Annotated in this window: 20 protein-coding genes; 17 read left to right on the top strand and 3 right to left on the bottom strand. The window is 71.2% G+C overall.

Annotated features, from left to right (window positions below):
* Positions 1 to 428: 428 nt before the first annotated feature.
* The 7 genes from rpsB (at position 429) to ABT297_RS25220 (ending at position 6,992) form a co-directional block, all read left to right on the top strand.
* Positions 429 to 1,310 (top strand): 30S ribosomal protein S2, encoded by an 882-nt coding sequence (gene rpsB, locus ABT297_RS25250; RefSeq protein ID WP_350553876.1) that lies wholly within the window; start codon positions 429 to 431, stop codon positions 1,308 to 1,310.
* A 36-nt stretch (positions 1,311 to 1,346) separates the two neighbouring features.
* Entirely contained in the window at positions 1,347 to 2,174 is an 828-nt protein-coding gene (gene tsf / locus ABT297_RS25245) for a translation elongation factor Ts (RefSeq protein ID WP_350553874.1), read from the top strand.
* 93 nt (positions 2,175 to 2,267) lie between these two features.
* Positions 2,268 to 3,059 carry a UMP kinase gene (pyrH, locus tag ABT297_RS25240; RefSeq protein ID WP_350553872.1) on the top strand — a complete coding sequence of 264 codons (792 nt, stop codon included), beginning with the start codon at positions 2,268 to 2,270 and terminating at the stop codon, positions 3,057 to 3,059.
* Positions 3,056 to 3,613, top strand: a complete 558-nt coding sequence (gene frr / locus ABT297_RS25235; RefSeq protein WP_350553870.1) for a ribosome recycling factor — start codon at positions 3,056 to 3,058, stop codon at positions 3,611 to 3,613. The genes pyrH and frr overlap by 4 nt, the downstream gene beginning before the upstream one ends.
* Before the next feature lie 101 nt (positions 3,614 to 3,714).
* The gene (locus ABT297_RS25230) at positions 3,715 to 4,587 is read left to right on the top strand and encodes a phosphatidate cytidylyltransferase (protein ID WP_502885643.1); all 873 of its coding nucleotides are present in this window, start codon (positions 3,715 to 3,717) and stop codon (positions 4,585 to 4,587) included.
* Positions 4,588 to 4,659: 72 nt separating this feature from the next.
* Positions 4,660 to 5,844: a dual-specificity RNA methyltransferase RlmN gene (gene rlmN / locus ABT297_RS25225; protein ID WP_350553868.1), complete on the top strand. Its 1,185-nt coding sequence runs from the start codon at positions 4,660 to 4,662 to the stop codon at positions 5,842 to 5,844.
* Positions 5,841 to 6,992: a DivIVA domain-containing protein gene (locus ABT297_RS25220; protein ID WP_350553866.1), complete on the top strand. Its 1,152-nt coding sequence runs from the start codon at positions 5,841 to 5,843 to the stop codon at positions 6,990 to 6,992. The genes rlmN and ABT297_RS25220 overlap by 4 nt, the downstream gene beginning before the upstream one ends.
* A 130-nt stretch (positions 6,993 to 7,122) precedes the next feature.
* On the opposite strand, the gene ABT297_RS25215 is transcribed toward ABT297_RS25220, so the two are convergent.
* Positions 7,123 to 7,344, bottom strand: a complete 222-nt coding sequence (locus ABT297_RS25215; protein WP_350553864.1) for a DUF2631 domain-containing protein — start codon at positions 7,342 to 7,344, stop codon at positions 7,123 to 7,125.
* A gap of 174 nt (positions 7,345 to 7,518) precedes the next feature.
* Between ABT297_RS25215 and ABT297_RS25210 the strand changes: the two genes are divergently transcribed.
* From ABT297_RS25210 to ABT297_RS25175, 8 genes are all read left to right on the top strand, one after another.
* Positions 7,519 to 9,117, top strand: coding sequence for a Rieske 2Fe-2S domain-containing protein (locus tag ABT297_RS25210; protein ID WP_350553862.1), 1,599 nt, complete (start codon positions 7,519 to 7,521; stop codon positions 9,115 to 9,117).
* Between the two features lie 11 nt (positions 9,118 to 9,128).
* On the top strand, positions 9,129 to 9,827 hold the full coding sequence (locus ABT297_RS25205) for a DUF2786 domain-containing protein (protein WP_350553860.1): 699 nt from the start codon (positions 9,129 to 9,131) through the stop codon (positions 9,825 to 9,827).
* A gap of 273 nt (positions 9,828 to 10,100) precedes the next feature.
* A complete protein-coding gene (gene aspS / locus ABT297_RS25200) occupies positions 10,101 to 11,342 on the top strand; it encodes an aspartate--tRNA(Asn) ligase (protein ID WP_350553858.1) in 1,242 nt (413 codons plus the stop codon).
* 336 nt (positions 11,343 to 11,678) lie between these two features.
* Positions 11,679 to 12,872, top strand: coding sequence for a 1-deoxy-D-xylulose-5-phosphate reductoisomerase (dxr, locus tag ABT297_RS25195; protein WP_350553959.1), 1,194 nt, complete (start codon positions 11,679 to 11,681; stop codon positions 12,870 to 12,872).
* Positions 12,872 to 14,173 (top strand): M50 family metallopeptidase, encoded by a 1,302-nt coding sequence (locus tag ABT297_RS25190; protein WP_350553856.1) that lies wholly within the window; start codon positions 12,872 to 12,874, stop codon positions 14,171 to 14,173. Before dxr ends, ABT297_RS25190 begins: the two co-directional genes overlap by 1 nt.
* 29 nt (positions 14,174 to 14,202) lie before the next feature.
* On the top strand, positions 14,203 to 15,369 hold the full coding sequence (ispG, locus tag ABT297_RS25185) for a flavodoxin-dependent (E)-4-hydroxy-3-methylbut-2-enyl-diphosphate synthase (protein ID WP_350553854.1): 1,167 nt from the start codon (positions 14,203 to 14,205) through the stop codon (positions 15,367 to 15,369).
* A gap of 108 nt (positions 15,370 to 15,477) precedes the next feature.
* Complete coding sequence (locus ABT297_RS25180; protein WP_350553852.1) at positions 15,478 to 16,317, top strand: GNAT family N-acetyltransferase; 840 nt, start codon at positions 15,478 to 15,480, stop codon at positions 16,315 to 16,317.
* Between the two features lie 90 nt (positions 16,318 to 16,407).
* Positions 16,408 to 16,977 carry a hypothetical protein gene (locus ABT297_RS25175; RefSeq protein WP_350553850.1) on the top strand — a complete coding sequence of 190 codons (570 nt, stop codon included), beginning with the start codon at positions 16,408 to 16,410 and terminating at the stop codon, positions 16,975 to 16,977.
* A 2-nt stretch (positions 16,978 to 16,979) separates the two neighbouring features.
* Here ABT297_RS25175 and ABT297_RS25170 read toward each other — a convergent pair whose 3' ends face one another.
* A complete protein-coding gene (locus ABT297_RS25170) occupies positions 16,980 to 17,798 on the bottom strand; it encodes a helix-turn-helix transcriptional regulator (protein ID WP_350553848.1) in 819 nt (272 codons plus the stop codon).
* Between the two features lie 103 nt (positions 17,799 to 17,901).
* On the opposite strand from ABT297_RS25170, the gene ABT297_RS25165 reads away from it, so the two are divergent.
* Positions 17,902 to 18,600 carry an SDR family oxidoreductase gene (locus ABT297_RS25165; RefSeq protein ID WP_350553846.1) on the top strand — a complete coding sequence of 233 codons (699 nt, stop codon included), beginning with the start codon at positions 17,902 to 17,904 and terminating at the stop codon, positions 18,598 to 18,600.
* A gap of 70 nt (positions 18,601 to 18,670) precedes the next feature.
* Here the strand turns inward: ABT297_RS25165 and ABT297_RS25160 are convergent, their stop codons facing one another.
* Positions 18,671 to 19,540 carry a LysR family transcriptional regulator gene (locus ABT297_RS25160; protein WP_350553844.1) on the bottom strand — a complete coding sequence of 290 codons (870 nt, stop codon included), beginning with the start codon at positions 19,538 to 19,540 and terminating at the stop codon, positions 18,671 to 18,673.
* 85 nt (positions 19,541 to 19,625) lie between these two features.
* On the opposite strand from ABT297_RS25160, the gene ABT297_RS25155 reads away from it, so the two are divergent.
* Entirely contained in the window at positions 19,626 to 19,961 is a 336-nt protein-coding gene (locus ABT297_RS25155; RefSeq protein ID WP_350553957.1) for a YybH family protein, read from the top strand.
* Positions 19,962 to 20,038 lie beyond the last annotated feature (77 nt).

The following is a 20,038-nucleotide window of genomic DNA, read 5'->3' as shown; positions in this document are numbered from 1 at the left end:
GTCGAAACAGCCGGGCGCCGGGTGGGTCGCCGAATCACCCGGTTGCGCGACGAGGCCATAGGGTCGGAACGAACCCCGAGAAGCCGGACAAAGACGAATACATCCCCGGCGCGAGACAACGGGGAAGTCCGGACAGATCGGCACAAACAACCCGACACCGGGGGCATTCGATGTCGCCCGGGCCCGGCGCGTACACTTTCCCCTGGCGACCGCACAGCGTGCGGTCGACCTCGCGCGCCCTCCCTTAGCCCGCCGCATTTCTTCCCGCGCCGGGCGAGCGTTCAAGGGCGGCGGCCGCCCTGGTCCCGATCAGACACGCCGGCTGGTAACGGCGGCGTGTGCGGAGGGTGAGACGGCCGACGACTGGGCGCCAGGACGGCGGTCCGACCGGTCCGCCGTGACAACCAGGATCGAAGGGATCCCGTCACATGACCGTGACCATGCGTCAGCTGCTCGAGAGTGGTGTGCACTTCGGGCATCAGACCCGCCGGTGGAACCCGAAGATGAAGCGCTTCATCTTCACCGAGCGCAACGGTATCTACATCATCGACCTGCGCCAGACGCTCGACTACATCGAGAAGGCGTACGACTACATCCGCAACACCGTGGCCGAGGGCGGCTCCGTGCTGTTCGTCGGCACGAAGAAGCAGGCCCAGGAGGCGATCGCCGAGCAGGCGACGCGCGTGGGCCAGCCGTATGTGAACCACCGCTGGCTGGGCGGCATGCTGACGAACTTCCAGACGGTGTACAAGCGGCTGCAGCGGATGAAGGAGCTCGAGAGCCTCGACCTGACGGGCACCGCGCAGGGGTACACCAAGAAGGAGACCCTGCAGCTGTCGCGCGAGCAGACCAAGCTGAGCCGCACGCTGGGCGGCCTGCGGGACATGCAGAAGCTGCCGTCGGCGATCTGGGTGATCGACACCAAGAAGGAGCACATCGCGGTCGACGAGGCGCGGAAGCTGGGCATCCCGGTCATCGCCGTGCTCGACACGAACTGCGACCCGGACGAGGTCGACTTCCCGATCCCGGGCAACGACGACGCGATCCGCTCCGCGGCACTGCTGACCCGCGTGGTCGCCGACGCCGTCGCCGACGGGCTGATCGCTCGGTCCGGGCGTGCCACCCGGGCGGACCAGAAGCCCGAGCCGGGCGTCGTGGCCGGTGACGAGCCGCTCGCCGAGTGGGAGCGCGAGCTGCTCGAGGGCGCCAAGTCCGCCGAGCCCGCTCCTGCCGCCGAGGCCGCTCCGGCCGCCGAAGCCGCTCCTGCTGCCGAAGCCGCTCCGGCCGTCGAAGACAACCCCCAGGCATAACAGCCCAGGCGTTCACCACCAGAGCGAGAGAGACTCATGTCCAACTTCACCGCCGCTGACGTCAAGCGGCTCCGCGAACTGACCGGCTCCGGCATGATGGACTGTAAGAAGGCGCTCGACGAGGCCGAGGGCGACTTCGACAAGGCAGTCGAGCTGCTGCGTATCAAGGGTGCCAAGGACGTCGGCAAGCGCGCCGGTCGTACCACCGCCAACGGCCTCGTCGCGCACTACGGCTCGGGTCTGGTCGAGATCAACTGCGAGACCGACTTCGTGGCCAAGAACGAGGCGTTCGTCGAGCTGGGCCAGAAGCTGGCGCAGCAGGTGGACGCGACCAAGGCGGCCGACGTCGACGCGCTGCTGGCCTCGAAGATCGGCGACATCACGGTCGCCGACCTGGTCCAGGCCGAGTCGGCGCGCATCGGCGAGAAGCTCGTCATCAACCGCATCGCGGTGCTGGGCGAGCAGGTCGCGATCTACATGCACCGCAAGAGCCCCGACCTGCCGCCGCAGGTCGGCGTCGCGGTCGAGTTCACCGGCAAGACCGACGAGGCGGCCCTCGCCGACGCCCGCGGCGTGGCGATGCAGATCGCCGCGATGCGGCCGAAGTACCTCACTCGCGAGGAGGTGCCCGCGGACGTCGTCGAGTCGGAGCGGCGCATCGCCGAGGAGACCGCCCGCGAGGAGGGCAAGCCGGAAGCGGCCCTGCCGAAGATCGTCGAGGGCCGGGTCAACGGCTTCTTCAAGGACTTCGTCCTCGTCGAGCAGCCGTCGGTGGGCGACAACAAGAAGACTGTCAAGCAGGTGCTGGCCGAGGCCGGTATCGAAGTGACGCGGTTCGTGCGCTTCGAGGTCGGCCAGGCCTGATCGGCCGTACAACGGAAGTTGGGGGGTCACGGTCCATCGGATGGAGACCGTGACCCCCTTTCCACAGAACCGGACAGACAGAAGGGTGCCCACATGACGAACACCGCCGTCGAAGCGGCAAGGCAGTCCCTGACCCCGGCCCCGATCGGGGCGCGGCGCGTCGTGCTGAAGCTCTCCGGTGAGGTGTTCGGAGGCGGCGCCGTCGGCGTCGACCCCACCGTCGTGCGCGCCATGGCCGGCCAGATCGCCGCGGTCGTGCGGCGCGGCGTGCAGGTCGCAGTTGTGGTCGGCGGCGGCAACTTCTTCCGCGGCGCCGAGCTCTCCCGGGCCGGCATGGACCGCTCCCGCGCCGACTACATGGGCATGCTCGGCACGGTGATGAACTGTCTGGCCCTGCAGGACTTCCTGGAGAAGGAGAGCCTCGACACGCGCGTGCAGAGCGCGATCAGCATGGCGCAGGTCGCCGAGCCCTACATCCCTCGCCGGGCGATCCGCCACCTGGAGAAGGGCCGTGTGGTCATCTTCGGGGCCGGCGCCGGCATGCCGTACTTCTCCACCGACACGGTCGCCGTCCAGCGTGCCCTGGAGATCCACGCGCACACCGTGCTCATGAGCAAGAACGGGGTAGATGGCGTATACACCGCCGACCCGCGCACCGATCCGACCGCCCGCAAGATCGACCACATCACGTTCGCCGAGGCGTTGGTGCAGGGCCTGCGGGTGGTCGACCAGACGGCGTTCAGCCTCTGCCAGGAGAATGCGCTGCCGATGCTGGTCTTCGGCGCGGAGGGGGAGGACAACGTCGCTCGCGCGTTGAGTGGTGAGAGGATCGGCACACTCATCACCGCCGAGCCCGTTCCGGATCGAGGAGGACAGACCACGTGATCGAAGAGACGCTCTTCGAGGCCGAAGAGAAGATGGAGCGCGCGATCGAGCATGGCAAGGAGGAGTTCGCGGTCATTCGTACCGGCCGCGCTACCCCGGCGATGTTCGGCAAGGTGATGGTCGACTACTACGGCACCCCGACCCCGCTGCCGCAGATGTCCTCGATCGCGATCCCCGAGCCGCGCATGGCGCTCATCAAGCCCTACGACGCGTCGCAGATCGGCGCGATGGAGAAGGCCATCCGCGACTCCGACCTCGGTGTGAACCCGAACAACGAGGGCACCCAGATCCGCATCCTGCTGCCCCAGATGACCGAGGAGCGGCGCCGCGACATGATCAAGGTGGCCAGGAACAAGGCGGAGGACTCCCGCGTCGCGATCCGCAACGTGCGCCGCAAGGCCAAGGAGGAGCTCGACCGCATCGTCAAGGATGGCGAGGCCGGCGAGGACGAGGTCCGGCGCGCCGAGAAGGAGCTCGAAGACCTGACGCACAAGTACGTGTCGCAGGTCGACGAACTGCTCAAGCACAAGGAAGCCGAGCTACTCGAGGTCTGATGGCCCATCTCGACCGGGCTCATCGGGCCCCCGACCCGTCACCGGCTCGGGCGCGGCAGGACGATGCCGCGCCCGAGCCGTCTGTTGGAAAGGCGCCGTCGGTGGGAAAGACGCTGTCCGTGGACGACACCTCCGCGCCGCCGCCGCAGCAGCGCAAGAGCCGGGCCGGGCGCAACCTGCCGGCGGCGATCGGGGTGGGCGTCGGGCTGGGCGGGCTGGTCGTGCTCTCCCTGTTCGTCTGGGACAAATGGCTCTTCCTCGGCCTGGTCATCGTCGCGGTGATGGTCGGCGTGTGGGAGATGGTCCGCGCGGTCGGCGTCCGCAAGGCGCATCCGCCGCTGGTGCCGCTGCTGCTCGGCGCCCCGCTCATGGTCTGCCTGGCCTGGTTCGGCGGCGCGGAGCGGCTCCCGCTGGGCCTGCTCGCCACCCTGCTGCTGGTCTTGGTGTGGCGCTTCGCCGACGGCGTCGCGCATTACCAGCGCGACGTCACTGCGGGCGCGCTCATCGCCGTGTACGTGCCGTTCCTCGGCTCCTTCGCGGCGCTGCTGGCCAACACGCCCGACGGCAGCGTCCGGGTCCTGGTGACCATCCTCGCCGTCGTGCTCTCCGACACCGGCGGCTACGCCACCGGCGTCTTCCTCGGCCGGCACCCAATGGCCCCGTCGGTCAGCCCGGCCAAGTCCTGGGAGGGCTTCGCCGGCTCGATCGTGTGGACCGGCGCCGGCAGCGCGATCGCCCTGCCGCTGCTGCTCGACGACGCGCTCTGGTGGCACGGCGCGATCTTCGGCGTGGCGGTGTCGATCGCCTCGGTCCTCGGCGACCTCGGCGAGTCGCTGATCAAGCGGGACCTCGGTGTCAAGGACATGAGCAACCTGCTGCCCGGGCACGGCGGCCTCATGGACCGCCTCGACTCGATACTGCTGGCCCTGCCCACGGCCTATGCGGTCCTCGCCTTCCTGGTGCCGCACGGGTAGCGTTCGTCGTCCTGCCGTGCCGTCCGGCGGTCTTGGAGACCATGCGGCGCGGCATGGGACACTGGAACCCTCATGACGCAGCTTCCCGTATTGAACCTTTCCTCCAGCGCGACCGGCACCACGAGCGACGGCCGCCGGGCCGCCCTGCCTCCGCGCCACCTCGCTGACCTCGACCTTGCCGCACGGCGTGACGTCGTCGCCGAGCTGGGCGAGCCGGCATTCCGCGCCGTGCAGGTCTCCGCCCACTACTTCGGCCGCCTTGTGCGTGACCCCGAGGCGATGACCGACCTGCCGGCCCGCGCCCGCGCCGCGATCACCGAGGCGCTGATGCCGCGGCTGCTGGAGCCCGTGCGGGAGCTCGCCACGGACAACGGCGCCACCCGCAAGACGCTGTGGCGCCTGCACGACGGCTCGCTCGTGGAGAGCGTGCTCATGGGATACCCGGACAGGGTCACGGTCTGTGTGTCCAGCCAGGCCGGCTGCGGCATGGCGTGCCCGTTCTGCGCGACCGGGCAGGCCGGGCTGACCCGCAACCTGTCCACCGCGGAGATCGTCGACCAGGTCGTGTGGTTCGCCGGCCTCGCCGCCCGCGGCGCGCTGCCCGGCTGCCCCGACCGGCTCTCCCGCGTGGTGTTCATGGGCATGGGCGAGCCGCTGGCGAACTACAACCGGGTCATCGCGGCCGTGCGGCGGCTCACCGAGCCGGCGCCGGAGGGTCTCGGGCTGTCGCAGCGGCACATCACGGTGTCGACCGTCGGGCTGGTCCCCGCCATGCGGCGGTTGACGCAGGAGGGGCTGTCGGTGACGCTTGCGCTGTCGCTGCACGCGCCTGATGATGATCTGCGCGACACGCTTGTACCGGTCAACCAACGCTGGAAGGTCGCCGAAGTGCTTGATGCCGCGTTTGAGTATGCGGCTCGCACGGGGCGTCGCGTGTCCATTGAATACGCAATGATCCGGGATGTGAACGACCATCCGTGGCGGGCGGATCTGCTCGGTCGGCTCTTGTCCGGCCGTCTCGCACATGTCAATCTCATCCCGCTCAATCCGACCCCGGGCAGCAAGTGGGACGCTAGCCCCAAGCCGGTTGAGCGGGAGTTCGTCCGGCGGCTCCGCGCCGCCGGTGTTCCCACTACAGTGCGTGACACCCGGGGTCGGGAGATTGACGGAGCCTGCGGGCAGCTTGCGGCCTCCGGAGGTGGCAAGGTGGGAGAAGACAGCTTGCTAGCACGGCGAGCGAACAAGGAGACACAGTGAGTCAGGGTCAGCGGTTCCGGCGCCGTGCGATGCGTCGGGGATACAAGGTCGACGAGGTCGACTCGTTCCTCGACCGGGTGGAGGCCACCCTTTCCGGAGACCCGATGGGTGCGCCGGTGAGCGCGCAGGAGGTCCACGACGTGGTCTTCCGGGTGCGCTTCGGCGGATATGACGAGTGGCAGGTCGACCTGCACCTGGACCGCGTCGAGCGCCAGCTGGCCGAGCTGGAGGAGCGCGGTGGCGGCGGGTTCGGCCGGTCCCCCGAGCCGCGCAGCGGCGAACTGCGCATGGCGCCCGAGCGGATGCCGGAGCGCATGGAGCCGCCGCGCATGCCCGAGCGGATGCCCGACCGAGCCGGCATGGCGCCCCCGCCGCCCGACCGCATGGGCCCGCCCCCGATGGACCGGATGGGCCCTCCGCCGATGGACCGCATGGGCCCTCCGCCCATGGAGCGCATGGGGCCCCCACCGCCCGGCGCGCCCCTGCCGACCCGGCCCACCCCGCCGCCTGGGCCGCCGCCCGGCCCGCCGCAGCGCGACCCGAGCTACGGCCGCTACGACGAGCCCACCTATGGCGGAGCCTTCGATGAGGACCGTGGCCCCTATGAGCAGGCCCCCCGCGGACCGCGGGTGGACATGACCGCCGAGATCCGCATGGAGCGGCCCGACCGTGATCCGTATGCCGGCGGCCCCGACCGCGATCCGTACGGCGGCCCGCCCGACCGCGACCCCTACGGCCCGCCGGCCGACCGTGACCCCTATGGCGGCGCTCCAGGCGGTCCGCCGGCCGACCGCGATCCGTACGGCGGCGCTCCAAGCGGTCCGCCGGTCGACCGTGACCCGTACGGTGGCGACCCCTACGGCGGCCCTCCGGGCGGTCCGCCCGTCCAGCACCAGTCGGCCGAGGTGGCCCGCATCGACCAGCTGCGCCGCACGTTCCAGCTGCGCCGTTTCGGCAGCGGCTACGACCGGGCGCAGGTCGACCGGCTGTTCGAGGGCGTCATGGCGTCACTGACCGGCCGCGGCGGACCGCTGACCGACGGCGACCTCGACCCGACGCACTTCAACCTGGTGCCGGGCGGCTACTTCGAGGCCGAGGTCGACGCGGCGCTGAAGGAGGTCCGTGACATCGTCACGCGGCGTCGCTGATCGAGAACGAAACGTCGAAGAGGGCGCGCCCGGCGAAATGTCGGACGCGCCCTCTTCGCGTGTGCGGTTCAAAACACGACAGTCGCTCGTCATCACCCAGCGTCACCGCGGGTGATGCGGCGGAAGCCGCTCAGCGCAGGCCGTTGCGGCGCAGCACCCAGTCGCCGACCAGGGCAAGCACGAGCAGCCCGGCGCACACGATCAAGAAGATGTCCTCGACGCGGCCGTGGTGGTTGCCGATGAGCATGCTCAGCAGGATCAGCGCCGAGACGACGGCACCGATGCGGGCCGCGCGCGGGTGACCCGGCTTGAGCTGGTCGGGGGAGGTCACAGGCTCGTGCTGCTCGGACACGGCTCGTCCTTTCGGCGCTCGACGGGGCCGCCGCGGAGGTCCAGGCGGCCAGGTGGTTCTGCACAAAGTCTGGCATGCGGCACCGGCAGGTACGGCTGCGGGTCGGTCGGGTAGCGTCGGTGCGGGCACTATGCGGTACCAATTCGGGCGGTACCAACATAAGGAGGAAGCGCGGTGCGCATCACCGGGACCGGCCATGCCAGCCTTCGCATCGACACGCCGGCCGGGAGCATCCTGTGCGATCCGTGGGTCAACCCCGCCTACTTCGCCTCGTGGTTTCCGTTCCCGGACAACTCGCTGCTGGACTGGGAGACGCTCGGGGACTGCGACTACCTGTACGTGTCGCATCTGCACCGCGACCACTTCGACGCCGAGCACCTGAAGCGGTTCGTGTCGAAGAAGGCGACCGTCCTGCTGCCCGAGTTCCCGACCAGTGAGATGCGCGACGAGCTGGAGGCGCTGGGGTTCACCCGGTTCCTGGAGACGAAGTCGAACGAGGTGCACGAGCTCGATGGTGGCCTGAAGATCATGATCCAGGCGCTGACGTCGCCGACGGACGGTCCGATCGGTGACTCGTCGCTGTGGGTCGAGCACGACGGGGTCCGGCTGCTCAACCAGAACGACGCCCGCCCGACCGACCTGACCACGTTCCACGCGCTGGGTCACGTGCACGCGCACCTGCTGCAGTTCTCCGGCGCGATCTGGTATCCGATGGTCTACGAGCTGCCCGAGGCCGCCAAGCGCGCGTTCGGCAAGCAGAAGCGGGACCGGCAGTTCGACCGGACCTTCCGCTACATCGCCGACCTCGAGGCGTCCAACGTCATCCCGATCGCCGGCCCGCCGTGCTTCCTCGACGACGAGCTGTGGCAGTTCAACGACATCTTCGGCGACGAGGGCAACATCTTCCCCGACCAGTGGGTGTTCCAGCAGGAGTACGCCAAGGTCGGCGGCACGAACTCGACGATCCTGCTGCCGGGCTCGGTGATGACGCTGACCGCCGACTCGGCCGAGACGACGCACCCGACCGACGTCGCGGAGTTCTTCGCGCACAAGCGCGAGCACCTGGAGGAGATGCGGCAGCGCAAGCGGCCCGTCATCGAGGCGGCGAAGGCGAGCTGGCGGCACCCCGAGGTCGACGTGCTCAAGGAGATGCAACGGCGCATCGAGCCGCTGCTGGACGAGTCTGTGTACCTGGCCAAGGGCGTCGGCGGTCCGGTCCGCTTCGACCTGGTCGGTTACGACGGCGAGTCCGTCGAGTCGATCGTGGTGGACTTCCCGGGCAAGCAGGTGCGCGCCTACGCCGACGAGAAGGTCCGCTACCGGTTCCGCACCGAGCGGGCCCTGATCGAGCACCTCCTGTTCATCGAGGAGGTCGACTGGGTCAACTCGCTGTTCCTGTCCTGCCGGTTCTCCGCCGCGCGCATCGGGCAGTACAACGAGTTCGTCTACTCGTTCTTCAAGTGCCTCTCCGAGGAGCGCCTGCAGTACGCCGAGGGCTGGTTCGCCGAGCAGAAGCCCGACGCCGAGGACATCAAGCTCGGCGACTGGGTCGTACAGCGGCGCTGCCCGCACCTGAAGGCGGACCTGACCCGGTTCGGCATCGTCGACGGCAACACCCTGACCTGCCAGCTGCACGGCTGGAAGTTCGACCTGCCCAGCGGGCGCTGCCTGACCAGCGTCGGGCACGAGCTGCGCTCCCGCCCGGCCGGCACCGCGGCCCCGATCGAGGCCGCGATCGCGGCTCCCGCCGGGATCGCGGCGGACGGCGACTAGGCGCGGCGCCGGTGCTCGACAAGGTCCGCAAGCTGCTGGCCAAGGCCGAGGACCCGGCGTGCACGCCGCAGGAGGCGGAGGCGCTGACGGCGAAGGCGGCCGCGCTCATCGCCAAGTACGGCATCGACCAGGCGCTGCTGGACGCCCGCCAGGAGCGGCCGCACGTGGTCGGCAACCGGCTCGTCGAGCTGGCCGCGCCGTACCTGCGCGAGAAGGCGTATCTGCTGCACGTCGTGGCGGCGGCGCTGCGCTGCCGCTCGATCCGCCTGGAGCGGTGCACCGCCGAGGGGCTGCGGGCGTCGGTGCACCTGTTCGGCTTCGAGTCCGACGTCGCCGGCGTCGAGCTGCTCTACGCCTCGTTGCTGGTCCAGGCGGCGCGCGGGATGCTGCGCGAGCCGGTGCCGCCGGGCCAGCAGGCCGCGGCGTGGCGGCGCTCCTGGCTGGTCGGGTTCGGATCGGCGGTCGCGCAGCGCTTCGCCGCCGCCTCCCGCGTGGACGAGCCGGCCGGGCCGGGCACCGCGCTGGTCCTCGCCGACCGGGAGCGCGCGGTCGACGTCGCGGTGTCCGCGGCGTATCCGAACGTGCGCGCCGGGCGCCGGCGGCGGCTCAGCGGCGGCGGCTTCGGGGCCGGCAGCGCAGCCGGGCAGCGAGCCGACCTCGGCGGGGCCCGGGTGGACGCGGCCGGGCGGGCCGGGGTCACCGCGCGCTGAGGACCTCGCCGTCGGCTGTCCGGGCGGCACCTACCGCTCCCGGCACCACCGGGCCGCTCACCCGTGCGGGAATTCCGTAGCGCCGGATCGGTGAACCCGGCATCCTCGATGGTGCGGGGCGGCGGGTGACGACCGCCGTGAATGCCCCGCCGGCTGGCCCCCGTCACCGTGGCCGAGAGGCCGCGGCGGTCCGCCGCGGCGAAGGTGTGGTGGCACCGCGACCGGCCCCATCGCCCACACCTCCGGGGAGCGTCCCTTCCGAGGAGGTGTTTCATGTCGTACCGCGTGTTGTCCGGCGAGCTCGCCCGGCACACGGGAGCCACGATCCGGCTGTGTGGCTGGGTCCATCGCCGCCGGGTGCTGGCGAAGGTCACGTTCCTGATCGTGCGCGACCGCGCCGGGCTGGCTCAGGTGGTGGTGCCGCCGGGCGTGCCGGTGCCGGGGGAGGAGTCCGTGGTCGAGGTCACCGGCCGGGTGGTGGCCAACGACGTCGCGCCGGGCGGGTTCGAGGTGGCGTACGAGTCGATCGAGGTGCGCTCGGAGGCCGAGCCGCCGCCGGTCGAGCTGTTCCGCCCGGCGGTCGAGGCGGGCCTGCCGGCGCTGCTGGACCACGCCGCGGTGACGCTGCGTCACCCGGCACGCCGGGCCGTGTTCGCCGCGGCCGCGGCCGCCGTCGGGGCGTTCCGCGCCACGCTGGACGGCCTCGGCTTCACCGAGGTTTTCACCCCCAAGATCGTCGGTACCGCGACCGAGAGCGGCGCCAACGTCTTCGCGCTCGACTACTTCGGCAGTCCCGCGTACCTCGCCCAGTCCCCGCAGCTCTACAAGCAGACGATGGTCGGCGTGTTCGAACGGGTCTACGAGGTCGGGCCGGTGTTCCGGGCCGAGCCGCACGACACGTCGCGGCACCTGGCCACGTACACCTCGCTGGACGCCGAGCTCGGCTTCGTGCGCGACCACCGTGACGTGATGGCCGTGCTGACCCGGGTCGTGCGGGCGATGACGGCGGCCGCGGGGGCCATCGCGGGCCTCGACGCCGTGCGCATCCCGGACGAGGTGCCGGTGGTGCACTTCAGCGAGGCGCTGCGGCTGGCCGGCGCGGCCGAGGACGAGCCCGACCTGGCGCCCGAGCACGAGCGGGCGCTCGGCGCGTGGGCGCTGCGGGAGCACGGTTCGGACCTCGTGTACGTCGAGGGGTACCCGATGGCCAAACGTCCGTTCTACACGCACCCGCAGCCGTCGGACCCGCGCTGGTCGAACTCGTTCGACCTGCTGTTCCGGGGCGTGGAGCTGGTGACCGGAGGGCAGCGGCTGCACCGCCTCGCCGACTACCTCGCCGCGCTCGGCCCGCAGGCGGAACACCTCGAGGGGTACCTGGCCGCCTTCCGCCACGGGATGCCGCCGCACGGCGGCTTCGCGATCGGCCTGGAGCGGTTCCTGGCCCGGCTCACGGGGGCCGCGAACGTGCGCGAGACGACGCTGTTCCCGCGGGACCTGCACCGCCTGGCGCCGTAGTAATTCGATTGCCGGTCGGTTAGTGATGATCTATAATTAATACATGCGTACGAGCGGGGACGGCATCTGGGATTCACCGCGCGGATAGGTGGAGGCACGCGCCGCGCGCATCATATCGGCCCAGCTCATGCCACTGTTGATCGCATCAGTCGGTAGCGGGCGGAGCCATGCCGGGGCATGGCCGGCGGAGGACTCGTCGGCCGTGCCCCGGCTTCATTCCACATAGGACATAGGGCCCGGCGAAGGGTTTGTGAAGGTTTGCGGCGGGCCGGGCATATGGCCGGGGTTGCCCGGGCCGGCGCCTGACACAATGAGGGTGTGACACCCCGAGAGATCGTGCTCCTCGGCTCCACCGGGTCGATCGGCACACAGGCGATCGACATCGTGCGACGCAACCCGGACCGGTTCCGGGTCGTCGCGATCGGTGCCGGCGGCGGCAACGTCGGCCTCCTCGCCCAGCAGGCGCTCGAGCTCGGCGTCGAGGCCGTCGCGGTGGCCCGGGCCAGCGTCGCCCAGGACCTGCAGCTCGCCTTCTATGCCGAGGCGCAGCGTCGCGGCTGGGCGACCGGCGGCTTCCGGCTGCCGAAGATCCTCGCCGGTCCCGACGCGATGACCGAGCTCGCGCGCTGGCCCTGCGACACGGTCCTCAACGGCGTCGTCGGCTCGCTCGGGCTCGCCCCGACGCTGGCCGCCCTGGGCGCCGGGCGCACCCTCGCCCTGGCCAACAAGGAGTCCCTGGTCGCCGGCGGCCCTCTGGTCCGCGCCGCGGCGCGGCCGGGCCAGATCGTTCCCGTCGACTCCGAGCACTCCGCGCTGGCCCAGGGGCTGCGCGGCGGGAGCCGCGGCGAGGTGCGCCGGCTCGTGCTGACCGCCTCCGGCGGCGCGTTCCGCGACCGCACCCGTGACCAGCTCGTCGGCGTCACCCCGCGGGAGGCCCTCGCCCACCCGACGTGGGACATGGGGCCCGTCGTCACGATCAACAGCGCCACCCTGGTGAACAAGGGGCTGGAGGTGATCGAGACGCATGAGCTGTTCGGGGTGGAGTACTTCGCCATCCAGGTCATGGTCCACCCGCAGTCCGTGATCCACTCGCTGGTCGAGTTCACCGACGGTTCCACCCTCGCCCAGTGCAGCCCGCCCGACATGCGCCTGCCGATCGCCCTCGCGCTGGGCTGGCCCGACCGGGTCCCCGACGCCGCCCCCGCCGTCGACTGGACCCGGGCGCACACCTGGGAGCTGCGGCCCCTGGACGAGGAGGCGTTCCCCGCCGTGGCGCTGGCCAAGGCCGCGGGGGAGGCGGGTCGCTGCCGGCCGGCGATCTACAACGCCGCCAACGAGGAGTGTGTGGCCGCGTTCACGGCGGGTGATCTGCCGTTCCTGGGCATCGTCGAGACGCTGGAGCGGACCCTCGCCGAGGCCCCGGATTTCGCCGAACCAGGTACCGTCGATGACGTGCTCGCCGCCGAATCCTGGGCGCGGGCCCACGCCCGTGCGCTCATCGCCGCGGGCGCCGACCGGAGAGGGGTCTGATGACCTTCGCGCTGGGCATCGTCGTGTTCGCCCTGGGCATCCTGATCGCCGTCGCCCTGCACGAGGCCGGGCACTTCTGGTCGGCCCGCTGGTTCGGGATGAAGGCGACCCGCTACTTCATCGGGTTCGGCCCGACGATCTTCGCCTTCAAGCGCAAAGGCGTCGAATACGGTCTGAAGGCCCTGCCCTTCGGCGCGTTCGTCAAGATCGTCGGGATGACTCCGAACGAGGAGGACATCGACCCCGAGACCGGCAAACCGGGCTCCGAGGACCCGAAGGCCATGTGGCGATACCCGGTGTGGAAACGCACCGTCGTCATGGCCGCGGGCTCCGTCACCCACTTCGCGCTGGCCCTGGCGACGCTGTGGGTGCTCTTCTCGTTCGTCGGGGTCCCCGACGCGAGCAAGGCCAACCAGGTGCCGGTTCGCGTGGGCGCGATCTCAAAGTGCGTGAGCCCGACGTTCCAGGTCGACCCGCAGACGAAGACCCAGAAGGCATGTGACCCGGCGACGGATCCGCAGAGCCCGGCCGCCCAGCTCGCCCTGCAGCCCGGGGACATCATCCTCAGCATCGACGGGCACGCGATCAGCGGCAACCAGGCGCTGCGCGACGAGCTCAAGAACGACGTCGGCAAGACCGTGAGGGTCGAGTACAAGCGCGGCGAACAGACGCTGTCTGGCGAGGCGTTGATCCCGGAGGCACAGCGGCTCAAGATCGGCATCGATCCGACCAAGACCGCCGAGCAGATCACCCCCGACGACCTGGAGCGCGGCGGGATGCTGGGCATCAACGTCGACATCCGCTACAGCGACCTGCCGGTCCTGCGCTACGGCCCGCTCGACGGCGCCGGCCAGACCACCTCGTTCACCGCTACCCTCGTCGAGCGCACGTTCGAGTCGTTCAAGGCCATCCCCGGCCGCATCCCGAACCTGTTCAAGGCGATCCTCGGCGAGCCGCGCGACCCGAACACGCCGGTCAGCGTCGTGGGCGCCAGCCGCATCGGCGGCGAGTTGTTCGAGCTCGGCGACTGGGCGTCGCTGCTGTCGCTGTTCGCGACCCTCAACCTGTTCTTCGGCATCTTCAACCTGTTCCCGCTGCTGCCCATGGACGGCGGGCACATCGCCATCGCCTGGTTCGAGCGGGTCCGGTCGTTCATCGCGGCCCGGATGGGCCGGCCCGACCCGGGTCGCGTCGACTACTACAAGCTGGCGCCGATCACGCTGGCCGTGATCGGTGTCCTCGGCGTCTTCGTCCTGCTGACGGTGACCGCCGACTTCGTCAACCCGATCACGCTGAAATAACACCTCTCTGTGAAGGTAAGGGCGCATTCATGACCGCAGTCAGCCTTGGCCTGCCCACCGCGCCGCCGCCACCGCTGGCGCCCCGGCGCGAGTCCCGTCGGATCATGGTCGGCCCGGTGCCCGTCGGCGGCGGCGCGCCGGTCTCGGTACAGTCGATGACCACGACGCTCACCGCTGACGTCAACGCCACGCTGCAGCAGATCGCCGAGCTCACCGCCTCGGGTTGCCAGATCGTGCGGGTCGCGGTGCCGAGCCAGGACGACGTCGAGGCGCTGCCGGCGATCGCGAAGAAGTCGCAGATCCCGGTGATCGCCGACATCCACTTCCAGCCGAAGTACGTCTTCGCCGCGATCGACGCCGGCTGCGCCGCGGTGCGCGTCAATCCCGGCAACATCCGGCAGTTCGACGACAAGGTCAAGGAGATCGCGAAGGCGGCCTCCGCCGCCGGCGTGCCGATCCGCATCGGGGTCAATGCCGGCTCCCTCGACAAGCGGCTGCTGGAGAAGCACGGCAAGGCCACCGCCGAGGCGTTGGTCGAGTCGGCGCTGTGGGAGTGCTCACTGTTCGAGGAGCACGGCTTCCGCGACATCAAGATCTCGGTCAAGCACAACGACCCGGTCGTCATGGTCCGTGCGTACCGGCAACTCGCCGAGCGGTGCGACTACGCGCTGCACCTCGGCGTCACCGAGGCCGGCCCCGCCTTCCAGGGCACGATCAAGTCGTCGGTCGCGTTCGGCGCCCTGCTCGCCGAGGGCATCGGCGACACCATCCGGGTCTCGCTGTCCGCGCCGCCGGTCGAGGAGGTCAAGGTCGGCATCGCGATCCTCGAGTCCCTCGGCCTGCGCGAGCGCGGCCTGGAGATCGTCTCCTGCCCGTCGTGCGGCCGCGCCCAGGTCGACGTCTACTCGCTCGCCGAGCAGGTCACCGCCGCCCTCGACGGGTTCCCGGCGCCGCTGCGGGTGGCGGTCATGGGCTGCGTCGTCAACGGCCCCGGCGAGGCCCGCGAGGCCGACCTCGGCGTCGCCTCCGGCAACGGCAAGGGCCAGATCTTCGTCAAGGGCCAGGTCATCAAGACCGTGCCCGAGTCGCAGATCGTCGAGACCCTGGTCGAGGAGGCCCTGCGGCTGGCCGAGGAGCAGGGCGTGGACCTCCCGGAGGAGCTGCGCGGCCTCGGCCCGTCCGTGACCGTGCACTGAGCGGGTTGTCTTCCGGGTGATTCCCCGCCGATCCCCGGCGGGGGGCGCCTTCACTGGCCCGAGGGGTATGTGCAGCCATACCCCGGCGAATCTGGCAGGCTGGTACGCATGCTGACGGTGGCAGCGCGCCTCCTCGGTGACGCCGAGCGCGGTTCGGTCGAGCGGCTGCTCGACCGCGACCCGTTCGGCGGCGCCCAGGTCGCCGAGCGCGTCTCGATGGCCGGGCTCGCCTGGTGGCGGCAGGACGCGCGGATCTTCGGCTACGGCTCGCGCCGCAACCTCGAGTCGCTGTGCTGGATCGGCGCCAACCTCATCCCCGTGCATGCCTCGGCCGCCGCCGTCGCCGCATTCGCCGAGATGGTCGCCAATGAGCCGCGCGGATGCTCCTCGATCGTCGGCTCGGCCGACGCAGTCCTCGGCTTGTGGTCGCACCTCACGCCGACCTGGGGCCCGTCCCGTGATGTGCGCCCCAACCAGCCGCTCATGGCCGTCAGCGCACCGTCGCCGGTCTCTGCCGACCCGAACGTCCGGCTGGTCCGCCCCGACGAGATCGACCTGCTTTTCCCCGCCGCCGTCGCCATGTACACGGAGGTGGTCGGCGTCTCGCCGACCGCCGACGGCGGCGAGCGCTCCTACCGCGAGCGCATCGGCGAGCTGGTCCGGGCGCGCCGGGCGTACGCCCGCTTCCACAACGGCCGGGTCGTGTTCAAGGCCGAGCTGGCCGTCGTCACCCGCCACACCGCCCAGATCCAGGGCGTCTGGACCGACCCCGAGCTGCGCGGGCGCGGCCTCGCCACGGCCGGCATCGCCGCGATCGTCCGAGATGCGTTGCGCCGCGTCGCGCCATCGGTCAGCCTGTATGTCAACGACTACAACACGCCAGCCCGCCGTGTGTACGAGCGATGCGGATTCCAACAGGTCGGCACGTTCGCGACGGTTCTGTTCTAACTTCGGATTTGCGCTAACTTCGGACAAATCGCCCCGGCGAGGCGCATGATCACGAGAGACCCCGCAGCGGCCGAACGAGGGGATGCTCGCATGGGCCAGATGATCCGGCAGATCGGGCCGAACACCACCCGCTACTACTGGTATCCGGGCGACAAGAAGGAGTGGCTGCGCGCCCTCACCGCGCTCGCCGCCGGCGGCGCCGCGCTCGGGCTCTCCTACTGGGTCACCCACAGCTGGCTCATCGCGACCGTCCTGGGCCTGTCGACCGCCTGCGGCATCGCCGGGTTCAACCTGGGCCGCCGCGACCTCAACGCCGCCGACACGCTCAACGCTCGCACGCCGCGCCGCGAGGCCGCCTCCGCCGCGGGCCGGGCCGCGTGGCGCGGCATCGTCGAGGGCGCCGCCGCCGCGTTCGCCGCCCTGGTCATCGTCCAGCTGCCCGCCACCGGCCTGGTCGCGGACTGGCTGCTGCCCCTGGTACCTGCGGTCGTCGGCGGGCTGGCGCGGCAGGCCGCGCTGCTGACGGTCCGGCTGAGCCACGCGTCCGAGCGCGCCTCGGAGTTCGCCGGCCCGGACGCCACCCGCCGCATGCCCGGCGCCGACCCCGACGAGACCCGCGTCGTCCCCGCCGACCCCGATGCCACGCAGCTGGCATCCTAGAATCAGCGGGCGCGGGCCGGCTCGCGCAGGTCGCAGAGGATTTGCGCGGTGCGGGAGCCCGGCGCGGCGGTGTAGAAGACGACGCGCTGCCCCTGTTCATCGACGTGGAGCAGCTGGCACTCCAGGACCAGTTCGCCGTACTCGGGATGGGGCAGCGTCTTCGTCGTGGTCCGCCGCACGCACACGTGGTGCTCCTTCCACCGGCGCGTGAACTCGGGGCTGGCCGCGTGCAGCCGGGCGATCAGCGCGCGGATGCCCTCGTCGTGCGGGTACCGCACGGAGGCGGCGCGCAGATCGGCCACCGACTCCTCGGCGAACGCGTGGACCTCGGCCGGCGAGTCGGGCGTGATCGGCGAAGGCCCGCAGAACGCGTTCCAGATCATGTTCCGCTCCGGTGGCGGAGCCCCCATCAGCTTCACCGCCATGCGGTTCCAGGCCAGCAGGTCGTACTTCGCGTCGATGACGAAGGCCGGCGTGTCGTCCAGGCGCTCCAGGAGGTGCCGGATGCCGGTCGACACGACCTGGCTCGGCCCCGCGGGCGGACCCGGCTGCTCGCCGGCCAGCCGGAACAGGTATGCGCGCTCGTCCTCGAACAGCCGCAGCGCCCGGCCCAGCGCGGCCAGGACCTGCCGCGACGGGTGCGGCCCGCGCGCCTGCTCCAGCCGGGCGTAGTAGTCCACCGAGATCCCGGCGAGCCTGGCGACCTCCTCGCGCCGCAGCCCCGGTGTGCGCCGCCGCGCCCCCGCCGGCAGCCCCACGTCGGACGGGCTCACGCGCGCCCGGCGGTCCTTGAGGAACTCGGCCAGCTGTACCCGGTTCATGCCTCCATGCTGCTGGATGGCGAAACGTCGTAACCAGGGACCGGTGATCCGATGTTCCACGCGTCTCTCCCGCCCGGGCGCCGCCGGCCCGATCGTATTGGGCATGACGACCAAGACCGCCCTCGTCACGGGGGCCAACAAGGGCATCGGCCTGGAGATCGCGCGCGGGCTGCGGGCGCTGGGTATGACCGTGCTGCTCGGCGCGCGCGACCCGATCCGCGGCAAGGAGGCGGCGGAAGCGATCGGCGCGACGGCCGTGCGGCTCGACGTGACCGACGAGGAGTCCATCGCCCGTGTGGCCGAGCGCGTCGAGGTCCTCGACGTGCTCGTCAACAACGCCGGCATCCTGCTCGACCGCGGCGCCCCGCCCAGCGCGACCCCGGTCCAGCTGCTGCGCGACACGTTCGCGGTGAACGTCTTCGGCGTGGTGGCGGTCACCAACGCGCTCCTTCCGGCCCTGCGCCGCGCGCCGGCCGCCCGGATCGTGAACCTGGGCAGCGGCCTGGGCTCTCTCACCTACGCCGCCGACCCGTCGCACATCTACGCCCGCGCAACGCTGCTGTCGTACAACTCCTCGAAGTCGGCCCTCAGTGCGGTGACCCTTTCGTATGCGAACGAGTTGCGCGACACCCCGATCAAGGTGAACGTCGCGGACCCCGGCTACTGCGCGACCGACCTCAACGGCCACGCCGGCCCCCGCACCCCGGCCCAGGGCGCGGTGGCGGCGATCCGCCTGGCCACGCTGCCGGAGGACGGCCCGACCGGCGGCGCCTTCGACGACGAGGGGCCGGTGCCGTGGTGAGCCACGGCCGTCATCGACCGCCCGGGCGCTGCGGTGAACGGCCGGCGTCGCGGACGCGCCGTGGTGGGCGTCAGAGGTAGCGGCGGGCGTGGGTGAGCCACGCGGCCGCGGCCGGGCTGGTCGGGCCGGTCAGGCGCCAGACCAGCCCCAGACGGCCGCGCAGCGTTGGCCGGACGATACGCAGCGGGTGCAGGTGCTCGCGGTTGCGCGCGATCGAGGCGGGCAGGATCGCCACGCCCAGGCGGTGGGCGGCGAGCTGCTCCAGGACCGCGGGGGAACCGGCCTCGAACGCCACCCGTGGCGCGAAGCCCGCTGCCGTGCACGCGGCGTCGAGGACGGCCCGGATGCCGCCCCCGCGCGGCAGGCAGATCAGCGCGCGGTCGCGCAGGGCGGACAGCGGGATCGTGTCGCGGGTCGCGAGCTCGTGGCCTGGCCACACGGCGGCGTCGATCTCCTCGTCGTTGATCAGGTCCACGCCGAGCCCCTCGGGCGTCTCCCCGAACGCGACGATCGCCGCGTCCAGGCGCCCCTCGCGCACGGCGTCGGCGAGGCGCTCAGACGCGTCCTCGACGAGCGTGACCTCGACGGCGGGGTGCGCGGCGTTGAAGTCGGCGAGTACGGCCGCCAGGTCGACGGTGTGCGAGGTGACGCTACCGATCGCCACGCGCCCGCGCGTCAGGCCGGTCAGATCGTCCACGGCCTGCCGCGCCCCCTCCACGGCGCCGAGGGCCGCGCGGGCGAACGGCAGGACCGCGCGCCCGGCCGCGGTGAGCCGCACCGCGCGGCCGGAACGGTCCAGCAGCGGCTGACCGAGATCCCGCTCCAGCTTGCGCACCTGGGCGCTGACCCCCGGCTGGGCGACCCGCAGCCGCGCAGCCGCGCGGGTGAAGCCACCCTCCTCGGCAACCGCGACGAAGTACTCCAGCTGATGCAGCTCCATAACCATTGATTCTAGCTTTGAGCATGAACAACTCTTGGACTTATGGATCACGCCGAGGGACTGTTGAGCCATGACCACGAAGGCGATGACCCCGGAAGACATCTCCCGCCTGTTCGTAGAACGGGCCAACGCCGGTGACGCCGCGGGCCTGGCCGAGCTGTATGAGCCCGACGCCGTGCTCGCCTACCCGCCGGGCAGCTCCACGGTCGGCCGGGATGCGATCCGCGCCGTCTGCGAGGAGATGCTCAGGCGCCTACCGCGCTTCGAGGTGGAGGAGGCGTTGCCGACGATCTACCACGGCGACCTCGCGCTCACTTCGACAAAGGCGAAGGACGGCACCGGCGGCCGCGTGCAGGTGGTCCGCCGGCAGCCCGACGGCAGCTGGCTGCGCGTGATCGACCGCCCCGAACAGCGCTCCTGACCCACCGGGCGGGCCGCACACGGCGGCCCCCCCGCGGGAGATCGGAAAACCAACCCTAATAAAACCACACACACGGT

Source organism: Dactylosporangium sp. NPDC000555 (assembly GCF_040300025.1).
Classification (GTDB): Bacteria; Actinomycetota; Actinomycetes; order Mycobacteriales; family Micromonosporaceae; genus Dactylosporangium.
Note: the sequence above shows the minus strand (reverse complement) of the source record. Positions and strands in the feature narration are given on the sequence as shown.

What these genes read in the sequence shown, in the direction of transcription:
- ABT297_RS25180 (WP_350553852.1), top strand. Translation starts at nt 15,478, where the DNA reads ATGCTGACGGTGGCAGCGCGCCTCCTCGGTGACGCCGAGCGCGGTTCG.
- ABT297_RS25175 (WP_350553850.1), top strand. Translation starts at nt 16,408, where the DNA reads ATGGGCCAGATGATCCGGCAGATCGGGCCGAACACCACCCGCTACTAC.
- ABT297_RS25190 (WP_350553856.1), top strand. Translation starts at nt 12,872, where the DNA reads ATGACCTTCGCGCTGGGCATCGTCGTGTTCGCCCTGGGCATCCTGATC.
- ABT297_RS25165 (WP_350553846.1), top strand. Translation starts at nt 17,902, where the DNA reads ATGACGACCAAGACCGCCCTCGTCACGGGGGCCAACAAGGGCATCGGC.
- ABT297_RS25155 (WP_350553957.1), top strand. Translation starts at nt 19,626, where the DNA reads ATGACCCCGGAAGACATCTCCCGCCTGTTCGTAGAACGGGCCAACGCC.
- aspS (WP_350553858.1), top strand. Translation starts at nt 10,101, where the DNA reads ATGTCGTACCGCGTGTTGTCCGGCGAGCTCGCCCGGCACACGGGAGCC.
- ABT297_RS25160 (WP_350553844.1), bottom strand. Translation starts at nt 19,540, where the DNA reads ATGGAGCTGCATCAGCTGGAGTACTTCGTCGCGGTTGCCGAGGAGGGT.
- tsf (WP_350553874.1), top strand. Translation starts at nt 1,347, where the DNA reads ATGTCCAACTTCACCGCCGCTGACGTCAAGCGGCTCCGCGAACTGACC.
- ispG (WP_350553854.1), top strand. Translation starts at nt 14,203, where the DNA reads ATGACCGCAGTCAGCCTTGGCCTGCCCACCGCGCCGCCGCCACCGCTG.
- rlmN (WP_350553868.1), top strand. Translation starts at nt 4,660, where the DNA reads ATGACGCAGCTTCCCGTATTGAACCTTTCCTCCAGCGCGACCGGCACC.
- ABT297_RS25170 (WP_350553848.1), bottom strand. Translation starts at nt 17,798, where the DNA reads ATGAACCGGGTACAGCTGGCCGAGTTCCTCAAGGACCGCCGGGCGCGC.
- pyrH (WP_350553872.1), top strand. Translation starts at nt 2,268, where the DNA reads ATGACGAACACCGCCGTCGAAGCGGCAAGGCAGTCCCTGACCCCGGCC.
- rpsB (WP_350553876.1), top strand. Translation starts at nt 429, where the DNA reads ATGACCGTGACCATGCGTCAGCTGCTCGAGAGTGGTGTGCACTTCGGG.